The sequence below is a fragment of the Paraburkholderia elongata genome, from assembly GCF_013177735.1.
GTDB lineage: Bacteria > Pseudomonadota > Gammaproteobacteria > Burkholderiales > Burkholderiaceae > Paraburkholderia > Paraburkholderia elongata.
On sequence record NZ_WOEZ01000245.1, the window covers coordinates 15,251 to 37,965 of the forward strand.

The window sequence follows — 22,715 nt, forward strand, 5'->3', positions numbered from 1 at the left end:
ATGGAATTCCTCGATCTCGGACCATTTTCTCGTGCGTCCGGCACGGTTCGTTTGCCCGGTTCGAAAAGCATTTCGAATCGGGTGCTGCTGCTCGCGGCGCTCGCCGAAGGCGAAACGACGATCACGAACCTGCTCGACTCCGACGACACCCGCGTGATGCTCGACGCGCTCGAAAAGCTCGGCGTGCGTCTGAAGCGGGAAGGCGACACCTGTGTCGTGACCGGCACGCGTGGCGCGTTCACGGCGCGCACGGCCGATCTGTTTCTCGGCAACGCCGGCACGGCCGTGCGTCCGCTGACCGCGGCACTGGCGGTGAATGGTGGCGACTATCGTATTCACGGCGTGCCCCGCATGCACGAGCGGCCGATCGGTGATCTGGTCGACGGCTTGCGGCAGATCGGCGCGAAGATCGACTACGAAGAGAATGAAGGCTATCCGCCGCTGCGGATTCGCCCGGCGCAAATCACCGCCGACGCACCGATCCGCGTGCGCGGCGATGTGTCGAGCCAGTTCCTGACTTCGCTGCTGATGACGTTGCCGCTGTTGCGCACGGAAAGCGGCGTGAGCACCGTGCAGGTGGACGGCGAGCTGATCTCGAAGCCGTACATCGAGATCACGATCAAGCTGATGGAGCGCTTCGGCATCAAGGTCGAGCGTAACGGCTGGCACCAGTTCGTCGTGCCGGCGGGGCAGCGCTATCAATCGCCGGGCACGATCATGGTGGAAGGCGACGCGTCGTCGGCGTCGTATTTCCTCGCAGCCGGCGCGCTCGGGGGCGGGCCGTTGCGGGTGGAAGGCGTAGGCCGGTCCAGCATCCAGGGCGACGTCGGTTTTGCCGATGCACTCATCAAGATGGGTGCGAACCTGCAGATGGGCGACGACTGGATCGAAGTGCGCGGCGTCGGCAACGACAACGGCAAGCTCGATCCGATCGACATGGACTTCAACCTGATTCCCGATGCCGCGATGACGATCGCCGTCGCCGCGCTGTTCGCGGACGGCACGACCACGCTGCGCAACATCGCGAGCTGGCGTGTGAAGGAAACCGACCGGATCGCCGCCATGGCCACCGAGCTGCGCAAGGTCGGTGCGAAGGTGCAGGAAGGCGAGGATTTCCTCGTCGTCACGCCGCCTGAAAAACTGACTCCGAACGCCTCGATCGACACTTACGACGATCACCGCATGGCGATGTGCTTCTCGCTCGTGAGCCTGGGCGGCGTGCCGATCCGGATCAACGACCCGAAGTGCGTCGGCAAGACGTTCCCTGATTATTTCGAGCGCTTCACCGCGCTCGCTCAACCCTGATTCGCTCCTGAATCGACTGACGTGCGACTTTTTCGATGAAACCGATCCGTCCCTTTCACCAAACGCCCGTCATTACGATCGACGGCCCCAGCGCCTCCGGCAAAGGCACCGTGGCCACGCTGGTTGCCGCAAGCCTCGGCTTCCATTTGCTGGATAGCGGCGCGCTGTACCGGCTCGCCGCGCTCGCCAGCATGCGCTACAACATTGTGGTGGATGACGTCGACGCGCTTGTACAACTGATCGACGATCTGCACATCACCTTTCGCGAGGGGCTGGCGCAGCTCGACGGCGCCGACGTATCCGCCGACATTCGTGCCGAGGAAGTCGGCTGCCGCGCCTCAGCGATTGCCGTGCACGCGCCCGTGAGAACCGCGTTGGTGGCCCGTCAGCGGGCTTTCCGTAAGGAACCGGGCCTGGTCGCCGACGGCCGCGATATGGGCACGGTGATCTTCCAGGACGCCGTGTTGAAGGTGTTCATGACCGCCAGCGTTGAGGCCCGCGCGGCGCGCCGGTATAAGCAATTGATCCAAAAAGGATTTTCTGCTAATATAGATGACTTGCTCCGGGATTTGCGTGAGCGCGACGAGCGTGACAGTCAGCGCGCGGCCGCGCCGCTCAAGCCCGCAGCGGATGCAAAGCTGCTTGATACCTCCGCGTTGTCCATCGACGAGGCGGTCGAGCAGGTGGTGCAGTGGTATGACGCATTGGTCCCGCATGCTTGATGTCTGGGTAGTTGTCTGGATAGCGTCTGAGCAGCGGGCGCAGTAGAAGTAGCTTTGTCAGTAGGTGCTCCGCGATGGTCGTGGAGCGTGTTTTAACCCCTTAACCCCGCGTGGCATTCGCACACAGCCGTTATTGCTGACCATCCGGCCAGCCGGGCACCGCGAGAACCATGCAAATTTTGATTTTTATGTCCGACCTGCAAACTTCCAACCCGAATACCGAATCTTTTGCGGCTCTGTTCGAAGAGTCGCTGACCAAGCAAGACATGCGCGCCGGCGAAGTGATCTCCGCCGAAGTCGTGCGTGTTGACCACAACTTCGTGGTCGTCAACGCTGGTCTCAAGTCCGAAGCCTACATCCCGCTCGAAGAGTTCCTGAACGACGCGGGCGAAGTGGAAGTGCAGGCGGGCGACTTCGTTTCCGTCGCGATCGACGCGCTGGAAAACGGCTATGGCGACACGATCCTGTCGCGCGACAAGGCGAAGCGTCTGGCTTCGTGGCTGTCGCTGGAAAAGGCTCTCGACAACAACGAACTCGTGACCGGCACGATCACGGGTAAGGTCAAGGGCGGCATGACCGTCATGGTCAACGGCATCCGCGCGTTCCTGCCGGGTTCGCTGGTTGACACGCGTCCGGTTAAGGACACGACCCCGTACGAAGGCAAGACCCTCGAATTCCGCGTCATCAAGCTCGACCGCAAGCGTAACAACGTCGTGCTGTCGCGCCGTGCCGTGATCGAAGCGACCCAAGGCGAAGAGCGCGCAAAGCTGCTCGAAACGCTGAAGGAAGGCGCGATCGTGGAAGGCGTGGTGAAGAACATCACCGATTACGGCGCGTTCGTGGACCTCGGCGGTATCGACGGCCTGCTGCACATCACCGACATCGCATGGCGTCGTGTGCGTCACCCGAGCGAAGTTCTGTCGGTTGGCCAGGAAGTCACCGCGAAGATCCTCAAGTTCGATCAAGAGAAGAACCGCGTTTCGCTGGGTATCAAGCAACTGGGCGACGATCCGTGGGAAGGCATCTCGCGCCGTTACCCGTCGGGCACGCGCCTGTTCGGTAAGGTCACCAACATCACCGACTACGGCTCATTCGTCGAAGTGGAATCGGGCATCGAAGGCCTGGTTCACGTGTCGGAAATGGACTGGACGAACAAGAACGTTGCACCGTCGAAGGTTGTTCAGCTGGGCGACGAAGTCGAAGTCATGGTTCTCGAAATCGACGAAGACCGCCGCCGTATCAGCCTCGGCATGAAGCAATGCAAGCCGAACCCGTGGGACGACTTCAGCCGCAACTTCAAGAAGGGCGACAAGCTGCAAGGCGCAATCAAGTCGATCACCGACTTCGGCGTCTTCATCGGTCTGCCGGGCGGCATCGACGGTCTGGTTCACCTGTCGGACCTGTCGTGGAGCGAAACGGGCGAAGAAGCGGTTCGCAAGTACAAGAAGGGCGACGAAGTGGAAGCGATCGTTCTCGGCATCGACGTCGAGAAGGAACGTATTTCGCTGGGTATCAAGCAGCTCGAAGGCGACCCGTTCAGCAACTTCGTTGCAATGAACGACAAGGGTTCGATCGTCGACGGCGTGGTCAAGACGGTGGACGCGAAGGGTGCAGTGGTTCAGCTGTCGGCGGAAGTCGAAGGCTACCTGCGTGCTTCGGAAATCGCACAAGACCGCGTGGAAGATGCTCGCAACGTGCTGAAGGAAGGCGACAAGGTCAACGCGATGATCATCAACATCGATCGCAAGTCGCGTGGCATCAACCTGTCGATCAAGGCCAAGGATTCGGCTGAGCAACAGGAAGCGATCCGCGGCCTGGCTTCGTCGGATTCGAGCTCGGCTGCGACCGGCACGACGAACCTCGGCGCGCTGTTGAAGGCTAAGCTCGACGGCCAGAACCAGTAAGCCTTGAGTTTTCTTGAGAGGTCTGCTGCAGTATGACCAAATCGGAATTGGTCGCCCAGCTGGCTACGCGATTTCCGCAGCTTGTTCTTAAAGATGCGGATTTCGCGGTGAAGACGATGCTTGATGCGATGTCGGAGGCACTTGCCAACGGTCATCGCATCGAGATTCGTGGCTTCGGCAGCTTCGGCCTTAATCGTCGTCCCTCCCGCGTCGGGCGTAATCCGAAGTCGGGCGAGAAGGTGCTGGTACCTGAGAAGTACGTACCGCACTTCAAGCCGGGCAAGGAGTTGCGCGAGCGGGTAGATCGACGTTCGGGCGAGCCGCTGAAGGCCGATGAGCCGGATGACGACGACCTGTAAATGCTTCGCTGTGCGGTTCGCAGCGTGGCATTGGTAGAGTCAGCGGCCAAAGCCAGACGGCAAAAGACCAGAAAAGCGCCTTCGGGCGCTTTTTTTTCGTCGGTTTTTCGTCCGTACTTTTCGCTCATCGTTGTCGTAAGTCCTCTATCAGCCAGTTCCTGCCCAGCCGCGAGGGCATCCATTACAATACGGGTCACTTCGGCGCGGGCAACACCGTGGCGCGACGCGTCATCAAGCCGGCGTCACCCCGCAACTGCCGTCAAGAGACCTATTCATGAAATTTATCGTCTGGCTGATCCGTGTGCTGGTGTTCGTGCTCCTGCTGGTGCTCGCGCTCTCCAATACACAACCCGCTACGCTGAATTTCCTCGCTGGCTACGCGTGGTCGGCGCCTTTGATTCTGATCGGCCTCGCGTTCTTCGTGGTGGGGCTGCTGGCCGGGCTGGTGTCGTCGATGCCGGCCATGGTGCGCCTGCGCATGGAGAATGGCCGGCTCAAGCGCGAGTTGCGTGTGGCGCGCGAAGCACCGGTCGTGGTCGAACAACCGCCCATGCCGCCGCTGATCTAAGTTGTCTTCTGCCGCGCTCCTGTAGCGCGGCTTTCCGTTTCCGCTGTCCCGCATATTTGCATTAATCGCATGGATCTAGACTTCTGGTGGCTGCTTGTCATCCCCGTCGCTTTTGCGTTCGGCTGGATGGCCGCACGCTACGACCTCAAGACGCTGCTGTCCGAAAGCGCCAACCTGCCGCGTTCATACTTCCGCGGCCTGAATTTCCTGCTCAATGAGCAGCCTGACCAGGCGATCGACGCGTTTATTGAAGTCGTCAAGCTCGACCCGGAAACGATCGAGTTGCACTTTGCGCTGGGGAATCTGTTCCGCCGCCGCGGCGAGACCGACCGCGCGATCCGCGTGCACCAGAACCTGTTGAGCCGCACCGATCTGCCCGTCACCGAGCGCGATCACGCGCTGTACGAACTGGGCCAGGACTTCCTGAAGGCCGGTTTGCTCGATCGCGCCGAAGAAACCTTCCGGTCGCTCGAAACCGGCAATTACGCGCTGGGTGCGCAGCGTGCGCTGCTAACCATCTACCAGATCGAGAAAGACTGGGTTAAGTCGATCGACACCGCGCGTCACCTGGAAACTATGGGCGCCGAGTCGCTCGACAAGGAAATCGCGCAGTTCCATTGCGAGCTCGCCCAGGAAGCGCTCCAGCAGAAAAATGCAGATGAGGCACGCCGTCAGCTAGGTTTTGCGTTGAAGGCGAACCCGACCAACGTGCGCGCCACGATCCTGTTCGGCGACGTCGATGCGACGGCCGGTTCGCAAGAGGCGGCGATCGTCCAATGGCGGCGCGTCGAGGAACAGAATCCCGCCTATCTGCCGCTCGTCGCGGAAAAGTTGATGAAGGCCTATGAGGCGCTCGGCCGTCCGCAGGATGGCGCCGATCTGCTCATCACGTGGGTAGACAGCTACCCGTCGAACGATCTGCTCGACGTGACCTATCAGCACATTGCGGCGGTACGCGGGCCCGACGCCGCGCATGCGTTGGCGCGCTCGCAGATGCAGAAGTCGCCGAATCTGGCGGGCATGACGCGTCTTCTGGAAGCCCAGGAAGCCGTCGCGGAAGAGCCGCGGCGCAGCGAGCTCGAACTGATGCGTACGCTGATTCGCCAGCGCACCAAAAATCTGCCACGGTATACGTGCCAGAATTGTGGTTTCAGGGCGCGGCTGTTCTACTGGCAGTGCCCAGGTTGCAGTGGTTGGGAAACCTATGCGCCGCGTCGCGTCGAACCGATCACAGCGTCGAACTGATCGCGAATGCAATCATATAGCTGCGCGGCAACGACGGCGGCCCGTCAGGCGGACCAGGCCGGGCGGGATCAGAACGGCCCTGTTCACTACACTATGAGAAACCCTCACCGGAACCCTCTACCGGAAAGCGTATGAAAATCACCATTATCGGCACGGGTTATGTTGGCCTCGTCACCGGCGCGTGCCTCGCCGAAATCGGCCATGACGTCTTCTGTCTCGACGTCGATCCGCGCAAGATCGAAATCCTCAACAATGGCGGCGTGCCGATCCACGAGCCGGGGTTGCTGGAGATCATCGCCCGCACGCGCGCGGCGCGCCGCATCACGTTTTCGACGGATATCGAAGCGAGCGTGGCGCACGGCGAGGTGCAGTTCATCGCCGTCGGCACGCCGCCCGACGAAGACGGCTCGGCCGACCTGCAATACGTGCTCGAAGCGGCGCGCAACATCGGCCGCACGATGAACGGCTTCAAGGTGATCGTCGACAAATCAACGGTGCCGGTCGGCACTGCGCAACGCGTGCGCGCGGTGGTCGAAGAGGAGTTGGTCAAACGCGGGCTCGCTAATAGCGAACAGCACCGCTTCTCGGTGGTGTCGAACCCTGAGTTTCTGAAGGAGGGCGCGGCGGTGGACGACTTCATGCGCCCCGATCGCATCGTGGTCGGCGTCGACGAAGACGAAGCCGGGCTGCGCGCGCGCGAACTGATGAAGCGTTTGTACGCGCCGTTCAACCGTAATCACGAACGCACGCTGCACATGGATGTGCGCTCGGCTGAATTCACGAAATACGCAGCCAATGCGATGCTCGCCACGCGCATCTCGTTCATGAACGAGATGTCGAATCTGGCGGACCGGGTCGGCGCGGATATCGAAGCGGTGCGTCGCGGCATCGGCTCGGACCCGCGCATCGGCTATCACTTCCTGTATGCCGGCTGCGGCTACGGCGGCTCGTGCTTCCCGAAGGACGTGCAGGCGCTGATCCGTACCGCCAGCGAAAGCGGCCACAATCTGCGCATCCTCGAAGCGGTCGAGGAAGTGAACTACAAGCAGAAAGACGTGCTGGTGCAGAAGATCACGGCCAAGCTGGGTGAAGACCTGAGCGGCCGCACGTTCGCCGTGTGGGGCCTCGCATTCAAGCCGAATACCGACGACATGCGCGAGGCGCCGAGCCGTCGCGTGATCGCTGAATTGCTGGCGCGTGGCGCTCAGGTTCGTGCGTACGATCCGGTGGCAGTGGCCGAAGCGCGCCGCGTGTTCGCCATCGATCTGCACGATGCGCCGGAGCAGCAGGCGCGTCTCACGTTCACGAGCACCCAGGACGAAACGCTCACTGGCGCCGACGCGCTGGTGGTCGTCACCGAATGGAAGGAGTTCAAGAGCCCGGATTTCGTGCATCTGAAATCAGTGCTGAAGTCGCCGCTGATTTTCGACGGCCGCAATCTATACGAGCCGGACGCGATGACCGAACTCGGCATCGACTATCACTCGATCGGACGACCTTATGCCCAGCCCTCTGAATTTCCGGCCAATGTCTCCAGCAATGCCTGAGGCCGCTCAGTCCGTACCCGCGGCGGCACTTACCGTGGTGTCGCGCGAACGCCTCGGTGCGGCGCGCGTGCTGGTGGTCGGCGACGTGATGCTCGACCGCTACTGGTTCGGCGACGTGAACCGTATTTCGCCGGAAGCGCCGGTGCCGGTCGTGCATGTCCATCGCCAGGAAGACCGCCTCGGCGGTGCGGCGAACGTCGCGCGCAATGCGGTTGCGCTCGGCGCGCAAGCGGGTTTGCTGTGCGTGGTCGGTCATGACGAGCCCGGCGAGCGCATCGTGCAACTACTCGGCGAAAGCGGTGTGGCGCCGCATTTGGAACGCGATCCGGATTTGCTCACCACGATCAAACTGCGCGTGCTGTCGCGTCAGCAGCAGTTGCTGCGCGTCGACTTTGAAAACTCGCCGGCGCACGAAGTGCTGCTCGCGGGACTTGCGCGTTTCGACGACCTGCTGCCGTCGCACGATGTGATCCTGATGTCCGACTACGCGAAGGGCGGTCTCACGCACGTCACGCAGATGATCGCAAAGGCGCATGCGGCGGGCAAACCGGTGCTGGTCGATCCCAAGGGCGACGACTGGGAGCGCTATCGCGGCGCCACGCTGATCACGCCGAATCGCGCCGAGTTGCGCGAGGTGGTCGGACAGTGGAAATCCGAAGAAGATCTGATCGCGCGCGTGACCAAACTGCGCGCCGATCTCGAGTTCAAGGCGTTGTTGCTGACGCGTTCGGAAGAGGGCATGACGCTCTTCTCCGACGACGGCATCCTGTACGCGTCGGCCGTTGCGCGCGAAGTGTATGATGTGTCGGGCGCGGGCGACACCGTGATCGCCACGCTTGCCGCCATGCTCGGCGCGGGTTTGACACTGGTCGAGGCAGTCGGGCTCGCGAATCGCGCGGCCGGTATCGTGGTCGGCAAACTCGGCACCGCCACCGTCAACTACGACGAACTTTTTCATTGATGCGGCTCGCCGGATTCCTTGCTTTGCGCGCTTTAGTTTCAGCGGCGCAAAAGAGGAACCCGCGGGGCGTCAACTGAGCTCATTACCGCAGGATCATCATGACCCTCATCGTCACCGGCGCGGCCGGCTTTATCGGCAGCAATCTCGTGAAGGCGCTCAATGAGCGCGGTGAACAACGCATCATCGCAGTTGATAACCTCACGCGCGCGGACAAGTTCAAGAATCTCGTCGACTGCGAGATCGACGATTATCTCGACAAGACCGAATTCGTCGAGCGCTTCAAGCGGGGCGACTTCGGCAAAGTGCGTGCGATTTTCCACGAAGGCGCCTGCTCGGACACGATGGAAACCGACGGCCGCTACATGATGGACAACAACTTCCGCTATAGCCGTGAAGTACTCGATGTCTGTCTCGCGCAGAACATCCAGTTTCTGTATGCGTCCTCGGCGGCAACTTATGGCGGCTCGAGCCGCTTCGTCGAAGAGCGCGAAGTCGAGCAGCCGCTGAACGTGTACGGCTATTCGAAGTTCCTGTTCGACCAGGTGATTCGCCGTGTTCTGCCCACCGCGAAGAGCCAGATCGCCGGCTTCCGTTATTTCAACGTGTACGGGCCGCGGGAGACGCACAAGGCGCGCATGGCGTCGGTGGCGTTTCACAACTTCAACCAGTTCCGCGCGGAAGGCAAGGTCAAGCTGTTCGGCGAATACAACGGCTATGCCGCCGGCGAGCAGACGCGCGATTTCGTCTCGGTCGAAGACGTGGTCAAGGTGAACCTGTTCTTCTTCGACAATCCGGGCAAGTCGGGCATCTTCAACCTGGGCAGTGGCCGTGCGCAGCCGTTCAACGACATCGCGAGCACGGTGGTCAACACGCTGCGTGCGTTGAACAACGAGCCGCCGTTGTCGCTCGCGGATCAGGTGCAACGCGGGCTGATCGAATACATTCCGTTCCCCGATGCATTGCGTGGCAAGTACCAGTGCTTCACGCAAGCCGACCTGACGAAGCTGCGTGCTACCGGCTACGACGCGCCGTTCCTGAGCGTGCAGGAAGGTGTCGATCGATACGTACGTTGGCTATTCGGCCAGGTGTAAATCTTTCGGATACCTCTTTAAACTGGAATCTCCCGGTTGGTGATGGTCGCCAACCGGTTGTACGAGGGAGATTCCATATGTTTCGAAAAATTCTGGTTACCGCGGCCATGCTGGCCGCTTTCGCAGCGCGTCAAAGGCATGGGCGGGCATACCGTCGAGCGCCTGCAGGCGGAGGGTCTCGCTGTCGGTCCGGCTGGCGCGGCTGCTAACCCGCAGGCTGCGGCGTCTGCACAGACCAAAGGCGCGGCCGCTGCGGGCAATGGCGCCAACACAGCGACTTCGGCCACTACCCAAAAGAGCAACGCCACTGTGGCGGTGAAGAAATAGCCTGACGCGGGCCGTGCGCGCGAGGCGGGTCACCTCTCTCGCGCACGGCCCGTTACCGTTGTTCCCCTTCATGGTCGGAGTGGGTAAGAACACTCCTTCAGCTGTCATGCAGATGACTGGCTCCCGCGGTTCTCAGCCGCGGGCTTTTTGCGTGGATTTTTGCGCTGTATTTGCGGGCCCGATGAGCGCTATTGCGCCAGCCGCCTGGCGTCGCTGCATCCATGCGGGCAGAAGGGCCGCACGGCAGCCGCGCGCACGGTGGTTTAGAATCGATAGATTGAAGACTCCGCGCATCGACAGCTCCAGAACCGATATGGCTTACAAAACGATTGAAGACACGATCGGCAATACGCCGCTCGTGCAACTCGTCCGGCTCCCCGACGACGAGATCCGCAGCCGCAATAACGTGATCCTTGCGAAGCTCGAGGGCAACAATCCTGCGGGTTCGGTGAAGGACCGCCCGGCGCTGTCGATGATAAAGAAAGCGGAAGCGCGCGGGCGCATCAAGCCGGGCGACACGCTGATCGAATCGACCAGCGGCAACACCGGCATCGCATTGGCGATGGCGGCGGCGATCCGCGGCTACAAGATGGTGCTGATCATGCCGGAAGATTTGTCGGTGGAGCGCCGTCAGAGCATGGCCGCCTATGGCGCGCAGATCGTGCTGACGCCGGTGACGGGCGGTATGGAATACGCGCGCGATCTGGCTGAACAGATGCAGCGCGAAGGCAAGGGCATCATCCTCGACCAGTTCGCGAACCCGGACAACCCGGCCTCGCACGTCGAAGGTACCGGTCCGGAAATCTGGCGCGACACCGAAGGGCGCATCACGCACTTCGTTTCGTCGATGGGCACGACCGGCACGATCATGGGCGTGTCCACCTATCTGAAGGAACAGAATCAGGCGATCGAAATCATCGGCGCGCAGCCGGAAGAAGGTTCACGCATTCCGGGCATCCGCAAATGGCCGGAAGCCTATCTGCCGAAGATTTTCGATCGTAGCCGCGTGGACCGCGTCGAGAATGTAAGCCAGGCCGCAGCCGAAGCGATGGCGCGGCGCATGGCCTCGGTCGAAGGGATCTTCGCCGGCATCTCGTCGGGCGGGGCCTGTGAGGTGGCGCTGCGCGTCGCGCGCCAGGTCGAGAATGCGACGATCGTGTTTATCGTCTGCGATCGGGGCGACCGGTATCTGTCGACGGGTGTGTTCCCGGCTTGATTGCGCTTCGGCGCATTGAGCGGCCCTCAAACTGAGTTGGCCGATAAAAAAGCGCCGGTCTGACCGGCGCTTTTTTTGTCGCTTGCTACCCGTTCGTGACGTCGTGAGTATCTGACAACCGAGTGCCTGACACCCGCCGCTCAACTTATTGCGAAGCCGCGCCCGGTGCCGCCGCATTGCCGCTGGCGTTCGCCGCGTCGCTCGCTTCCATCTGCGCTTTGACCCGCTGGCCCAATTGATAAACCGCGAGTGCATAGAAGAAACTGCGGTTATAGCGCGTCAACACGTAGAAGTTCTTCAAGCCCAGCATGTACTCGGTACCACGCCCCGGCGACGGCAGATCCACTACCAACACCGGCGTGCCGGCTTCCGACGCGATATCGACGCCCGGCTCGTTCAACAGCAGTCCGGCACGGAGCAATTGGTCCAGCGGCCAATGCGGCTCCGGCTTACCGTCGGCGGCCGCTTGCGCTACGCCCAGGCTGCCGGCGTCCATGCCGAGCTTCCACACCACCGGCCGGCCGTTTTCCCAGCCGTTCTGGCGCAGATAATTCGCCACGCTGCCGATCGCATCCGCCTCGCTCGTGCGCAGATCGATCTGCTTGTTGCCGTCGTAGCTCACCGCGTATTGCACGATGCTGCTCGGCAGGAACTGCGGAATCCCGATCGCGCCGGTGTAGGAGCCGAGCACGGTGGTCGGATCGATTTGCGAATCGCGCGTCCACACCAGATAGTCTTCGAGATTCTTGCGGAAGGTCGCCTGGCGATCCGCGCGATTGGCAGTATTCGGATAGTCGAAGCTGAGCGTGGTCAGCGCGTCGAGCACGCGGAAGTTGCCCATGAAGCGCCCGTAGATCGTCTCCACGCCAATGATGCCGACGATCACTTCCGGCGGCACGCCGAACTCTTCATAGGCGCGCTGCAGCGTGGCCTGGTTGGCGCGCCAGAAACGCACGCCTGCGTTGATGCGCACCTGGTCGAGAAAGCGCGACTGATACACGCGCCAGTTCTTGATCGTCGGCGAGGGCGACGGCGTGACGAGCTTGACCGCCGTGGCCGAATAGCTCACGCGCGCGAAGAGGGCGTGCAATGCGGCTTCGTCGAAGTCATAGCGCGCGGACATGTCGCTGATGAACGCGTCTACGTTCGGATTGTTCGCGTAGCGCTGCGGAATGATCTCTTCTTCGAAGGTTTGCCCTTGCGGCGTTGCTGGTTGCGGTTGGCTTTGCGCGAGCAGCAGCGGCGGCTTTTTCGCGGCGCTTTGCGCCATCGCCGGACTGGTTGCCATGAACATGCACGATGCGACGGACAGTGCGGCGGCTACGGTTTTCATGCGTAGCCGGTTTCGTGCAGACAGAGCAAGCTTGACGGTCATAGTGAGCTAGGGGCGCAGTGCGAAAGAGACAGGGGAAAACGGATCGGGGCAGTATACCCGACGCCTTCTGCAAATCTGTGCCCAGCGCGTCACAGTCGCATGGTGTGGTAACTTGGCAAATGTTGGTGCGCCCAGTGTGCGCGCCCATGGACGGAGACACGCCGCGCGCGCTTTGAAAGCGCCGCGCCGCAGACGAGAATCATGGCAACAGCCTTTTATTCCCACGCCGATTGTTTGCTGCACGATATGGGGCAATGGCATCCCGAATGCCCGGCTCGCCTGCAGGCAATCGAAGATCAATTGATCGCGAGCCGCATCGACTCGCTGATCGAGCGCGAATCGCCGCCGCTCGCCGATGAAGCCGCGTTGTTGCGCGTGCATACGCAAGCCCACGTCGATTACATCCGCAGCCGTTCGCCTGCGGAGGGTCTCGCCGAAATCGATCCCGACACGTCGATGAACCCGCACACCTTGCAGGCCGCGTTGCGCGCAGCCGGCGCCGCGGTGGCCGCGACCGACGCCGTGATCGAAGGCCGCTATGACAACGCTTTCTGCAGCGTGCGCCCGCCTGGTCACCATGCGGAGCCGGCACGCGCGATGGGTTTCTGTTTTTTCAACAACGTGGCGATCGCCGCGCGTCATGCGCTCGAGGTGCACGGCATGCAGCGCGTGGCGATCGTCGACTTCGACGTCCATCACGGTAACGGCACCGAAGCAGCCTTTTCGGGCGATTCGCGCGTGCTGATGTGCAGCATCTTCCAGCATCCGTTCTATCCGTTCACCGGCGCCGACAATCAGGCGCCCAACATGTGCAACGTGCCGATGCCGGCGCGCTCGAAAGGCATGGCGGTACGCGAGGCGGTGGACATGCTGTGGCTGCCGCGCCTGCATGATTTCAAGCCGGAAATGATCTTCATCTCGGCCGGATTCGACGCGCATCGCGAAGACGATCTCGGCAACATGGGTCTCGTCGAAGACGACTACGCTTGGATCACCGATCAGGTGCGCGAGATCGCGAAGCGCTATGCGCGTGGGCGGATCGTCAGTTGTCTTGAAGGCGGGTACAACTTGTCGGCGCTTGGGCGTAGCGTGGTCGCGCACGTGCGCTCGCTGGCCGGAATCTGAGCTGCCACGCCACAAGCTCCGCGCGAACGTCGCGAACCGTATGAATTCAACGAGGAGCGAGCCATGAATGCCGAGGTGCGTAGTGCTTCGCTGGTCGAAATCGAACACGACGCGTACGGCGTGCCGGGCGTCGTCCGATTGACAATGAACCGGCCCGATGCCTTCAACGCGCTCTCCGAAGCCCTGCTCGACGAATTGCAGTCGACGCTGACGGCGCTGGCGGAGTCCAACGCGCGGGTGGTGGTGATCGCCGGCGCCGGCCGTGCTTTCTGCGCGGGGCACGATCTGAAGGAAATGCGCGCGGCGCCGTCGCTGGCTTACTACCATGCCCTGTTCGCGCGCTGCACGAAACTGATGTTGACGATCCAGCGCTTGCCGCAACCGGTGATCGCGCGAGTGCACGGCATCGCCACGGCGGCCGGCTGTCAACTGGTCGCGATGTGCGATCTGGCAGTCGCTGCCGATACCGCGCGCTTTGCCGTCTCGGGTGTCAACCTGGGTCTTTTCTGCGCGACGCCTTCGGTGCCGCTGTCGCGCAATCTGTCGCGTAAGGCGGCGCTCGAAATGCTGCTCACCGGCGATTTCATCGACGCCGTGCAGGCGAAACAGCAAGGCCTCGTGAATCGCGTGGTTCCGGCAGATGCGCTCGACGCAGAGGTCGCGCGGCTCGCGAAAAGCATCTGCGCGAAACCCGTCGAAGCGGTGAGCGCCGGCAAAGGCCTTTTCTATCGCCAGCTCGAAATGGGCATCGAAGCGGCGTATCAGCTGGCCGGCCAGACCATGGCTTGCAACATGATGGACGACTCCGCGCTCGAAGGCGTGCAGGCGTTTATCGACAAACGACCACCCGACTGGAAGCGCTAGCCGGGCCGTTCCTGGCTGCGGGCCGGCTTCTGTACTCAGGCGTGCGGAAGCCGGAACTAGTACATGCTGTCCGGCGCTCAGGCTTTGGGCAAGCGTTTCTCGATCCAGTCGATCAACGCGCCGATCACCCGATCCCGGTCGAGATCGTTCATCGTCTCGTGATAGCTGTCTTCGTGCATCGTGAGCGTTTTGTCGGGCGAACCCGCATGCGCGCCGAAATCGCGGCTGCCTTCGGGTTCGGTCAGTTTGTCGGCGGTGCCGTGATACACCAACAGCGGCACGCGCAAGCCCGCACGGCCGCGTTCGATGCGCACCATCGCCAGCAACAACTCCGCGCCCGTACGCGCCGGAATCGCGCCGTGATGAACCAGTGGATCGTTGCGATTGGCGTTCACCACGGGCTGAAGCCGCGACAGCAAAGCCGCGTCGATTTTCATCGCCGGGAAGGTCGGCCAGATGCGGCTGATCACCTGGCTCACCTTGAGCATCCAGCGCGGCACATCGCGGCCCGGCGCGAGCGCGGGGCTCGACAGGATCAGACCGCTCAGCCGACGCCCGCTCGCCTCGAGCCGTTCGATCGCATAGAGCGCCGCGACCGCGCCGCCCATGCTATGGCCCATCAGAAATAGTGGTGCGCAACTGGTCGCCGCTTCATGGAGCAAGGCCTGAGCGTCGAGCAGATAGTCGTCAAAGCGCTTCACCCACACGCGTTTGCCCGGCGCATGCCCATGTCCGCGCAAATCGATGGCGACGAGTTCAATGCCTGCCGAGTTCAGCCGATCCGCCAGCGCCGCGTAACGCCCCGCGTGCTCCGCGAGCCCGTGCACCAGCGCGACCGTGCCGCGCAGTTGCGTCGTAGCGGGCCAGCGATACAACGGCAGTTCGGTGCCGTCGTTCGTCGTGACCGTCGAGCGCAACGCTTCACCGGCTTTCCGGGCGTTCGCAGGGGCGGCCGCTGCGGGACGCACATTGCCGGGTCGAGTTGTTTCCATGGCTGCCGTTTATCCTGAACGTGTTCGAATTCTGATTCGCCCGATCATAGTCGCAGCGGGCGCGCACGCGCGAGCATCTCGCGCCGGGCACGCCTCTAATGCCTTGTGGTTATGAAAAGATCGTAATTGATTATTAAAGGGAATGACGACGCTGCGGTAGAATTGCGGGCTCAAATCCCAATAAAAGCAACGGCGGCCGCTTGTCGGGAGCGCACAACGCTCGTTGGCAAACTCCGCCGTTTCGTTTTTCCATGATCGAAATACGCAATATCTCTCAGCGGTTCGCCGGACCCCGGGGCTGGGTCGAGGCGCTGCACAACGTCAATCTGTCGATTCCGGCGGGTGAGGTGTTCGGCATCATCGGCCGCAGCGGCGCGGGCAAGAGCACGCTCGTGCGCACCCTCAACCTGCTGACGCGCCCGAGCGAAGGCAACATCATCGTCAACGGCCGCGATCTGACGACGCTGCCCGCCGCGCAATTGCGCGAGGCGCGTCGCGAAATCGGCATGATCTTCCAGCACTTCAATCTGCTGTCGTCGCGCACTGTGTACGAGAACGTGGCGTTGCCGCTCGAACTCGCCGGCATGAAGCGCGACGAGATCGAGGCGAACGTGCTGCCGCTGCTCGAACTGGTCGGCCTGTCGGCGCAGAAGGATCGTTATCCGGCGCAGATCAGCGGCGGACAGAAGCAGCGCGTCGGCATAGCGCGTGCATTGGCGAGCAAGCCGAAGGTGCTGCTCTCCGACGAAGCGACTTCGGCGCTCGATCCTGAAACCACACGCGCGATCCTCGACCTGCTCAAGCGTATCAATCGCGAACTGAACCTGACGATCGTGCTGATCACGCATCAGATGGACGTGATCAAGCAGGTCTGCGACCGCGTCGCGGTGCTGGATGCGGGCCGTGTGGTCGAAGAGGGCAAGGTCATCGATGTGTTCCTGCAACCGCATCATGAAGTCACGCGCGCGCTGATCGGCGACGTGATCGCGCAGGAACTGCCGCCCGCGATGAAGGCGCGCGTGGCCGAACGCCTGAAGACCGGTAGCGGCCATTTGCTGCGCCTCGCGTTCACCGGCTCGGGTGTCGATCAGCCGATCCTGTCGGAAACGATTCGCCGCTACGAACTCGACTTCAACATCCTGCATGGCCAGATCGACGAGATCCAGGGGCAGGCGTTCGGCTCGCTTGCGGTACTCGCGGGCGGCGAACCGGCGAAGGTGGCAGAGGCGCTGACGTATCTGCGCGAACAGGGTGTGGTGGTCGAGGAGCTGTCGTATGTTGAGTGAAATGTTCGATATGTTCGTCCAGTCGTTCTGGGAAACGCTCGTGATGGTGGGCATCTCCGGACTGGTCGGCGCAGCGGTCGGTTTGCCGCTCGGCGTGCTGCTGTATCTGACGGACCGTCAGGGCGTGCTGCAGAACATCGCGGTGAATCGCGTGATGGGCGTGATCGTCAACGCGGTGCGCTCGACGCCGTTCATCATTTTGCTGGTCGCGGTGATTCCGTTCACGCGCCTCGTGGTGGGTTCGTCGATCGGCACGGCTGCGGCCGTGGTGCCGCTGACGATCGCCGCGGCGCCGTTTATCGCGCGTCTGGTCGAAACCGCGCTGCGTGAAGTCGATCGCGGTCTGATCGAAGCGGCGCAGGCCATGGGCGCGACCACCAGTCAGATCGTCTTCAAGGTGCTGTTGCCGGAGTCGCTGCCAGGCGTAGTCGCCGGATTGACGATTACCTTCGTGTCGCTGGTCGGCTATTCGGCGATGGCCGGCGCGATCGGTGGCGGCGGGCTCGGCGATCTGGGCATTCGTTACGGGTATCAGCGTTTCCTGCCGGAAGTGATGGTGACGGTCGTGGTGATCCTGATCGTCTTCGTGCAACTGGTGCAGTCGTTCGGGGATTGGCTCGTGCGTCGGTTGAGCCATAAGTAAACAAGCGGTAAACAAGGGTCATCGGAACCCGCCAAACAGAATCGATAGATTCGGAAAAGGTCCATCATGCAACGTCGTTTCATTCTCAAGCTGGCCGCCACGCTCGGCGCCGCTTCGCTGTTCGCTGCCGCCACCGTGGCTCACGCTGAAGACACGATCAAGGTCGGCGTTACCGGCGGCCCGCACGCGCAGATCATGGAAGTCGTGAAGACGGTCGCGGCAAAGAACGGTCTGAACATCAAGATCGTCGAGTTCTCCGACTACGTGCAGCCGAACGCGGCGCTCGCCGGCGGCGACCTGGACGCGAACAGCTACCAGCATGACCCGTACTTGCAGGCACAGGTGAAGGACCGCGGCTACAAGCTGATCCGCATCGCCGACACGGTTACGTACCCGATGGGCATCTACTCGAAGAAAGTGAAGACGCTGGCGGAATTGCAGCCGGGCGCGAAGATCGCGGTGCCGAACGATCCGACCAATGGTGGCCGGGCACTCCTGTTGCTGCAGAAGCAGGGTCTGTTGAAGCTGCGCGCGGACGCGGGTCTGAAGGCGACGCCGCTCGATATCGTCGACAACCCGAAGAAGCTGAAGGTCGTCGAACTCGACGCCGCGCAAATCCCGCGTTCGCTGAGCGACGTGGACGCCGCCGCGATCAATACGAACTTTGCGATGGAAGCGGGGCTGAAGCCCAAGCAGGACACCATCGCGATCGAAGACCCGAAGGGGCCGTACGTGAACATCATCGCAATCCGCGAAGCTGACAAAAACAAGCCGTGGGTTGCGAAGCTGGTCGCGGCGTATCATTCGCCGGAAGTGAAGCAGTTCGTCGAGAGCAAGTTCGGCGGGGCGGTGATCACCGCCTGGTGATCTGACGGCCGGTTTTTCGACCGTTTTCCCCGACTGTTGGCATAGCAAGACAAGACGGCAATGCAAAATTAGAGTCGTAAGTCTTAACCCGGGGTTGTCACCCGGGTTTTTTCGAGATTAAAATAGAACGATCGTTCGTTATTGCCGTCACGCCGCTGAGGAGCGATATCCTCCTGCTAGAGCGCCCGCGACACGCGCTGCCGCGAAAGGGCAGTCGCTATAATGTTCGTTGGGTTGACGTATTCGTAACTTTGGAGCGTGTGCATGAAAATCCTGGTGCCAGTCAAGAGAGTGGTCGATTACAACGTGAAAGTTCGAGTCAAATCGGACGGCACGGGCGTCGACATCGCGAACGTGAAGATGTCGATGAATCCGTTCGACGAAATCGCGGTTGAAGAAGCAGTTCGTCTGAGGGAAGCGGGCGTGGCGACTGAAGTGATCGCCGTGTCGGCGGGCGTGACGCAATCGCAGGAAACGCTGCGCACGGCGCTGGCAATTGGCGCGGACCGCGCGATCCTGATCGAGTCGGGCGAAGAGCTGCAGCCGCTGGCCGTGGCCAAGCTGCTGAAGGCGCTGGTCGACAAGGAACAGCCGCAGCTGATCATCCTCGGCAAGCAGGCCATCGACGACGATTCGAACCAGACCGGCCAGATGCTGGCTGCGCTGGCTAACCTGCCGCAAGCCACGTTTGCATCGAAGGTTGTAGTAGCAGACGGTAAAGCTACCGTTTCGCGCGAAGTGGACGGCGGCGCCGAAACGCTGTCGCTGACCTTGCCCGCAGTCGTCACGACCGACCTGCGCCTGAACGAGCCGCGCTACGTGACGTTGCCGAACATCATGAAGGCGAAGAAGAAGCCGCTGGAAGTCATCAAGCCGGAAGATCTCGGCGTTGATGTGACGCCGCGCCTGAAGACGCTGAAGGTTGTCGAGCCGCCGAAGCGCTCCGCCGGTGTGATGGTGCCGGATGTGAAGACGCTGGTCGAAAAGCTGAAGACCGAAGCCAAGGTGCTGTAAGGAGACGGATGAAATGACGAATCTGGTAATTGCAGAACACGACAACGCGTCGATCAAGGCCGCGACGCTGAATACGATTGCAGCCGCGCAAAAGATTGGTGGCGATATTCACGTGCTGGTGGCGGGTCACAACGCGCAAGCCGCAGCGGATGCCGCGGCGAAGATTGCAGGTGTTTCGAAGGTCCTGCTGGCCGACGCGCCGCAACTCGCAGCGGGCCTGGCAGAAAACGTCGAGGCGACAGTGCTGAACATGTCGAAGAACTATTCGCACATTCTCGTGCCTGCTACTGCCTACGGCAAAAACATCGCGCCGCGCATCGCGGCGAAGCTCGACGTGGCGCAGATCAGTGACATCACCGCGGTGGTTTCCGCGGACACGTTCGAGCGCCCGATCTACGCAGGCAATGCGATCGCGACGGTGCAGTCGAGCGATGCGATCAGAGTGATGACGGTCCGGGCGACGGCCTTCGATGCGGTGTTGGCAGAGGGCGACAGTGCAGCGATCGAGAAGATCGAAGTGGCGGCCGACCGTGGCGTCTCGCAGTTCGTGAGCCGGGAAGTAACGAAGCTTGATCGTCCCGAGCTCAGGGGCGCGCAAACGATCGTGTCGGGCGGTCGGGGCCTCGGCAGCGGCGAGAACTTCGCGCTCGTGCTCGAGCCCTTGGCGGACAAGCTCGGCGCGGCGCTCGGTGCCTCGCGCGCAGCGGTGGATGCGGGCTTTGTGCCGAACGACTATCAGGTGGGCCAGACGGGCAAGATCGTGGCACCGCAGCTGTATGTGGCAGTCGGGATCTCGGGGGCGATTCAGCACCTCGCGGGGATGAAGGACTCGAAGGTAATCGTCGCGATCAATAAGGATCCTGAAGCACCGATTTTCAGCGTGGCCGACTATGGACTTGTCGGGGATCTGTTCACGTTGGTACCGGAGCTCGTCGCCGAGCTTTGATGTCGGTGTCCGCTAAACCGGGTCAACACCACTTGTTCGGATACGTCAAAGCGTTTTATAACGACAATCGTCGTCGTTCGTCGCTCGAGTTTGCTTCACCGGTTCGGTACGGCAAGACCGGATCAAAGCCCAGCGAACGTAGGATGTAAAATCGGGTGGACTTGAGTTACCCGGTGTGCTGATCTGATCCGACTCGGAGTAAATAGTGACTTCTTTCAATCCAGTGATCGCTCTCGAACGGGGGTTGGCGGTCCTGACAGTTGTGAACAGACTGCAACGAGCCAAGGTTGCAGAGGTTCGCGCTCAAACGGGCCTGGACAAAGCAACGGTCATACGGATGCTCGAAACGCTGATTCACGCTGGCTACGTTGTCAAGGACTCGAAGGAGTCGGTCTACTTTCCCAGCGCTCGAACCATGCAGTTGAGCTGCGGCTTCAATCTTCCCCAACGAATAGCCGAGTCCGCGGGTCCCGTCCACTCTCAGTTCCATCGTGCCGTCGGCTGGCCTTCGGTCCTGACAATTCATGATGGCGACTCAATGATCACGATCCATTCCAGTAACGAGGATGGTGTCCTGCAGCTCAATCGTCCCAGCGGGTTCCGTGCGCCGATGCTAATGACGTGTCTTGGCCGGGCATATCTGGCGTATTGCAACGATGCCGAACAGGATCGAATCATCGCGTCGCTTGCGGAAATACCTGGCACGGACACTGAACTCGCTCGTGAGCCGTCCAAGCTGAAGGCTCTCCTGGCAAAGATCCGCGCTCAAGGATACGCGGTCAACGATCGAGGATATGGAGAGCGCATGCAGCACAACCTGTGGGCTCTGGGCGTTCCTGTTAAAGACAGCAACAACGTCTATGCGTCTCTTGGTCTGATCATCCCGGGCGACCTTTTTACCCGTAAGGCCGGGATTCACAAGTATCTGCTCACGATGCAAAAGGTTGCCGAGAAACTGGCTGCGATATTTTCAGAGCAGGGGTTCAATATGGCGGCTGCCGAGTTGTATAAGACAACAAGCAGAAGAGGCGGCGCGCGCAAACTGCCCGATGCACAATCGTTTCCCGGCATGATCGGCCCGCTGTAAACAGTTCGTTTCCAGGGCCGCTCGTGTCACCACATCGCGTTGGCGGCAATCCTTTGGGCGGTCCCGCCAGTCCGCCGCAACACCGCGCATGTATCCGCTCTTACTGAGGGGCTCTGCTCAACGCTTTCCAAACTGCCTTTGTAGCGACTCTTAAGGCATCCCAATCGGTCTCATTGTCGCCGCGCCGGCGGATGAAGACGACAAGGCCATGCAGGTGCGAGACGATGAGCTCTGCGCGCAACGTACATTCACCGGATGGAAGCGACGGGTTGAGCTTTGCAATAAGGCCCGAAAACATGTCGATGAGTTCGCTTTGGTTCTTGGCCATCAACTCGTTCACGAAAGGCTCATGCTCGGCCAGGCTCCAGCAATGAAGCGCGAAGGCACCCGCGTATCGCTCGGGGCCTGTTAGCAGATCGAATACCTGATCGACGAGGCGCTCGAGGCGCTCGTCAGGCGATCGAGCATTGTCTTTTGCCAACTCCCGGTACTCAGCGATGTAGCGGCGAGCCAGTTCCTGGATGGCGCTTCTCAATAGCTCCTCACGCGTGCCGAAGTAATGCTGAAGCGTTCTCAGTCGAATCCCTGCGTCGTTCGCAATGCGGCGTTGCGTGAAGCCGACGTAGCCTTCTGTGGCAAATACGCTGATCGCCACCTCCAGAATTTCGGGGACGCGAGTGGTGCGATTGCCGCGACGTTTGGGCTCAGGAGCGGGATGAGCCCCTCGGATTTCGTCAGATGTTAATTTCAGATCTTTCATCGCAGCTCATTGATGCGGGATCGCTTCTGGTGGATTTCGGCCTACGGCCGCACTGCCGAAAGTATAAGTCAGATGACTCACAAATAGTAGTCACCCAAACCCGCTATGTAACCAGATGCCTACATGAGATGCCGAATTAGCACACTTGACGGCGGGTTTCCCCCCGGCAATCTTTGATTGCGTATTAGTCGAGCAACCACTAATATTTAGTCAAGCGACACATTGACGTATGTGTCGTAGGTACAGGGCTCGGTCGACGACGAGGACAGGCCAGCGAGCGATCCCGAGAATGGGCATCAGGAGGCAGAAATGAGTGCGGGCGGACAGTCGTTGCGTTGGCTCATCGACAAATGGTTTGTTCTCGCGGCGGGAAGCGCCTATCGGCTTACGCGATCCCCGTGCGCAGAGTCGTCTTCATGCCGCTATGTCTGCTTCGAGGCAACGCGGACGGGCGGCGCGTTAAAAATCTTCTTTTTCCGCCACGAAGATGGCTCGTGGAGCGTCTTTCCTC

Annotated in this window: 21 protein-coding genes and 1 pseudogene; 19 read left to right on the forward strand and 3 right to left on the reverse strand. The window is 61.3% G+C overall.

The annotated features are described in order from the left end of the window. The 11 genes and pseudogenes from aroA (at position 1) to cysM (ending at position 11,245) form a co-directional block, all read left to right on the forward strand. Complete coding sequence (gene aroA, locus GNZ13_RS41805) at positions 1-1,305, forward strand: 3-phosphoshikimate 1-carboxyvinyltransferase (protein WP_172176216.1); 1,305 nt, start codon at positions 1-3, stop codon at positions 1,303-1,305. A gap of 35 nt (positions 1,306-1,340) precedes the next feature. Continuing rightward, positions 1,341-2,027, forward strand: coding sequence for a (d)CMP kinase (gene cmk / locus GNZ13_RS41810; RefSeq protein WP_172176218.1), 687 nt, complete (start codon positions 1,341-1,343; stop codon positions 2,025-2,027). Between the two features lie 170 nt (positions 2,028-2,197). Continuing rightward, positions 2,198-3,931, forward strand: coding sequence for a 30S ribosomal protein S1 (rpsA, locus tag GNZ13_RS41815; protein ID WP_172176221.1), 1,734 nt, complete (start codon positions 2,198-2,200; stop codon positions 3,929-3,931). 32 nt (positions 3,932-3,963) lie between these two features. Further along, on the forward strand, positions 3,964-4,290 hold the full coding sequence (locus GNZ13_RS41820; protein ID WP_028200079.1) for an integration host factor subunit beta: 327 nt from the start codon (positions 3,964-3,966) through the stop codon (positions 4,288-4,290). 274 nt (positions 4,291-4,564) lie between these two features. Then, entirely contained in the window at positions 4,565-4,858 is a 294-nt protein-coding gene (locus GNZ13_RS41825; protein WP_074282569.1) for a LapA family protein, read from the forward strand. A 69-nt stretch (positions 4,859-4,927) separates the two neighbouring features. Further along, positions 4,928-6,103: a lipopolysaccharide assembly protein LapB gene (lapB, locus tag GNZ13_RS41830; RefSeq protein WP_172176223.1), complete on the forward strand. Its 1,176-nt coding sequence runs from the start codon at positions 4,928-4,930 to the stop codon at positions 6,101-6,103. Between the two features lie 131 nt (positions 6,104-6,234). After that, positions 6,235-7,650 carry a UDP-glucose dehydrogenase family protein gene (locus GNZ13_RS41835; protein ID WP_172176225.1) on the forward strand — a complete coding sequence of 472 codons (1,416 nt, stop codon included), beginning with the start codon at positions 6,235-6,237 and terminating at the stop codon, positions 7,648-7,650. Then, positions 7,604-8,611: a D-glycero-beta-D-manno-heptose-7-phosphate kinase gene (gene rfaE1 / locus GNZ13_RS41840; RefSeq protein ID WP_216675235.1), complete on the forward strand. Its 1,008-nt coding sequence runs from the start codon at positions 7,604-7,606 to the stop codon at positions 8,609-8,611. Before GNZ13_RS41835 ends, rfaE1 begins: the two co-directional genes overlap by 47 nt. Positions 8,612-8,709: 98 nt before the next feature. Beyond that, a complete protein-coding gene (gene rfaD / locus GNZ13_RS41845; protein ID WP_172176227.1) occupies positions 8,710-9,702 on the forward strand; it encodes an ADP-glyceromanno-heptose 6-epimerase in 993 nt (330 codons plus the stop codon). A gap of 117 nt (positions 9,703-9,819) precedes the next feature. Beyond that, positions 9,820-10,029 (forward strand): annotated as a pseudogene (locus GNZ13_RS41850) (helix-hairpin-helix domain-containing protein); the annotation flags it as partial. A gap of 313 nt (positions 10,030-10,342) precedes the next feature. After that, positions 10,343-11,245 (forward strand): cysteine synthase CysM, encoded by a 903-nt coding sequence (gene cysM, locus GNZ13_RS41855; protein ID WP_154566313.1) that lies wholly within the window; start codon positions 10,343-10,345, stop codon positions 11,243-11,245. A gap of 145 nt (positions 11,246-11,390) precedes the next feature. Here the strand turns inward: cysM and mltB are convergent, their stop codons facing one another. Beyond that, positions 11,391-12,578 (reverse strand): lytic murein transglycosylase B, encoded by a 1,188-nt coding sequence (gene mltB / locus GNZ13_RS41860; RefSeq protein WP_236002420.1) that lies wholly within the window; start codon positions 12,576-12,578, stop codon positions 11,391-11,393. Positions 12,579-12,821: 243 nt separating this feature from the next. On the opposite strand from mltB, the gene GNZ13_RS41865 reads away from it, so the two are divergent. Continuing rightward, positions 12,822-13,745, forward strand: a complete 924-nt coding sequence (locus GNZ13_RS41865; RefSeq protein WP_172176231.1) for a histone deacetylase family protein — start codon at positions 12,822-12,824, stop codon at positions 13,743-13,745. A gap of 63 nt (positions 13,746-13,808) precedes the next feature. Further along, the gene (locus GNZ13_RS41870; RefSeq protein WP_172176233.1) at positions 13,809-14,609 is read left to right on the forward strand and encodes an enoyl-CoA hydratase; all 801 of its coding nucleotides are present in this window, start codon (positions 13,809-13,811) and stop codon (positions 14,607-14,609) included. Positions 14,610-14,686: 77 nt separating this feature from the next. On the opposite strand, the gene GNZ13_RS41875 is transcribed toward GNZ13_RS41870, so the two are convergent. Next, positions 14,687-15,601, reverse strand: a complete 915-nt coding sequence (locus GNZ13_RS41875; RefSeq protein ID WP_172176235.1) for an alpha/beta hydrolase — start codon at positions 15,599-15,601, stop codon at positions 14,687-14,689. A 251-nt stretch (positions 15,602-15,852) separates the two neighbouring features. Here GNZ13_RS41875 and GNZ13_RS41880 point away from each other — a divergent pair, with 251 nt between their 5' ends. The 6 genes from GNZ13_RS41880 to GNZ13_RS54000 all read left to right on the forward strand — a co-directional run bounded on the left by GNZ13_RS41880 (position 15,853) and on the right by GNZ13_RS54000 (position 21,444). Then, on the forward strand, positions 15,853-16,887 hold the full coding sequence (locus tag GNZ13_RS41880; protein ID WP_172176237.1) for a methionine ABC transporter ATP-binding protein: 1,035 nt from the start codon (positions 15,853-15,855) through the stop codon (positions 16,885-16,887). Continuing rightward, complete coding sequence (locus tag GNZ13_RS41885) at positions 16,877-17,530, forward strand: methionine ABC transporter permease (RefSeq protein WP_054037200.1); 654 nt, start codon at positions 16,877-16,879, stop codon at positions 17,528-17,530. The genes GNZ13_RS41880 and GNZ13_RS41885 overlap by 11 nt, the downstream gene beginning before the upstream one ends. A 66-nt stretch (positions 17,531-17,596) precedes the next feature. Further along, entirely contained in the window at positions 17,597-18,397 is an 801-nt protein-coding gene (locus GNZ13_RS41890) for a MetQ/NlpA family ABC transporter substrate-binding protein (protein WP_172176239.1), read from the forward strand. Positions 18,398-18,661: 264 nt separating this feature from the next. Continuing rightward, positions 18,662-19,411 (forward strand): electron transfer flavoprotein subunit beta/FixA family protein, encoded by a 750-nt coding sequence (locus tag GNZ13_RS41895; RefSeq protein ID WP_172176241.1) that lies wholly within the window; start codon positions 18,662-18,664, stop codon positions 19,409-19,411. A 13-nt stretch (positions 19,412-19,424) separates the two neighbouring features. After that, complete coding sequence (locus GNZ13_RS41900) at positions 19,425-20,357, forward strand: electron transfer flavoprotein subunit alpha/FixB family protein (RefSeq protein ID WP_172176243.1); 933 nt, start codon at positions 19,425-19,427, stop codon at positions 20,355-20,357. Positions 20,358-20,562: 205 nt separating this feature from the next. Then, the gene (locus GNZ13_RS54000) at positions 20,563-21,444 is read left to right on the forward strand and encodes an IclR family transcriptional regulator domain-containing protein (RefSeq protein WP_172162822.1); all 882 of its coding nucleotides are present in this window, start codon (positions 20,563-20,565) and stop codon (positions 21,442-21,444) included. 100 nt (positions 21,445-21,544) lie between these two features. On the opposite strand, the gene GNZ13_RS41910 is transcribed toward GNZ13_RS54000, so the two are convergent. Next, positions 21,545-22,204, reverse strand: coding sequence for a TetR/AcrR family transcriptional regulator (locus GNZ13_RS41910; protein WP_172162825.1), 660 nt, complete (start codon positions 22,202-22,204; stop codon positions 21,545-21,547). Positions 22,205-22,715 lie beyond the last annotated feature (511 nt).

Excerpts from the sequence above, each read along its gene's own strand:
- aroA (WP_172176216.1), top strand. The coding sequence starts at position 1 with ATGGAATTCCTCGATCTCGGACCATTTTCTCGTGCGTCCGGCACGGTT.
- cmk (WP_172176218.1), top strand. The coding sequence starts at position 1,341 with ATGAAACCGATCCGTCCCTTTCACCAAACGCCCGTCATTACGATCGAC.
- rpsA (WP_172176221.1), top strand. The coding sequence starts at position 2,198 with ATGCAAATTTTGATTTTTATGTCCGACCTGCAAACTTCCAACCCGAAT.
- GNZ13_RS41820 (WP_028200079.1), top strand. The coding sequence starts at position 3,964 with ATGACCAAATCGGAATTGGTCGCCCAGCTGGCTACGCGATTTCCGCAG.
- GNZ13_RS41825 (WP_074282569.1), top strand. The coding sequence starts at position 4,565 with ATGAAATTTATCGTCTGGCTGATCCGTGTGCTGGTGTTCGTGCTCCTG.
- lapB (WP_172176223.1), top strand. The coding sequence starts at position 4,928 with ATGGATCTAGACTTCTGGTGGCTGCTTGTCATCCCCGTCGCTTTTGCG.
- GNZ13_RS41835 (WP_172176225.1), top strand. The coding sequence starts at position 6,235 with ATGAAAATCACCATTATCGGCACGGGTTATGTTGGCCTCGTCACCGGC.
- rfaE1 (WP_216675235.1), top strand. The coding sequence starts at position 7,604 with ATGCCCAGCCCTCTGAATTTCCGGCCAATGTCTCCAGCAATGCCTGAG.
- rfaD (WP_172176227.1), top strand. The coding sequence starts at position 8,710 with ATGACCCTCATCGTCACCGGCGCGGCCGGCTTTATCGGCAGCAATCTC.
- cysM (WP_154566313.1), top strand. The coding sequence starts at position 10,343 with ATGGCTTACAAAACGATTGAAGACACGATCGGCAATACGCCGCTCGTG.
- mltB (WP_236002420.1), bottom strand. The coding sequence starts at position 12,578 with ATGAAAACCGTAGCCGCCGCACTGTCCGTCGCATCGTGCATGTTCATG.
- GNZ13_RS41865 (WP_172176231.1), top strand. The coding sequence starts at position 12,822 with ATGGCAACAGCCTTTTATTCCCACGCCGATTGTTTGCTGCACGATATG.
- GNZ13_RS41870 (WP_172176233.1), top strand. The coding sequence starts at position 13,809 with ATGAATGCCGAGGTGCGTAGTGCTTCGCTGGTCGAAATCGAACACGAC.
- GNZ13_RS41875 (WP_172176235.1), bottom strand. The coding sequence starts at position 15,601 with ATGGAAACAACTCGACCCGGCAATGTGCGTCCCGCAGCGGCCGCCCCT.
- GNZ13_RS41880 (WP_172176237.1), top strand. The coding sequence starts at position 15,853 with ATGATCGAAATACGCAATATCTCTCAGCGGTTCGCCGGACCCCGGGGC.
- GNZ13_RS41885 (WP_054037200.1), top strand. The coding sequence starts at position 16,877 with ATGTTGAGTGAAATGTTCGATATGTTCGTCCAGTCGTTCTGGGAAACG.
- GNZ13_RS41890 (WP_172176239.1), top strand. The coding sequence starts at position 17,597 with ATGCAACGTCGTTTCATTCTCAAGCTGGCCGCCACGCTCGGCGCCGCT.
- GNZ13_RS41895 (WP_172176241.1), top strand. The coding sequence starts at position 18,662 with ATGAAAATCCTGGTGCCAGTCAAGAGAGTGGTCGATTACAACGTGAAA.
- GNZ13_RS41900 (WP_172176243.1), top strand. The coding sequence starts at position 19,425 with ATGACGAATCTGGTAATTGCAGAACACGACAACGCGTCGATCAAGGCC.
- GNZ13_RS41910 (WP_172162825.1), bottom strand. The coding sequence starts at position 22,204 with ATGAAAGATCTGAAATTAACATCTGACGAAATCCGAGGGGCTCATCCC.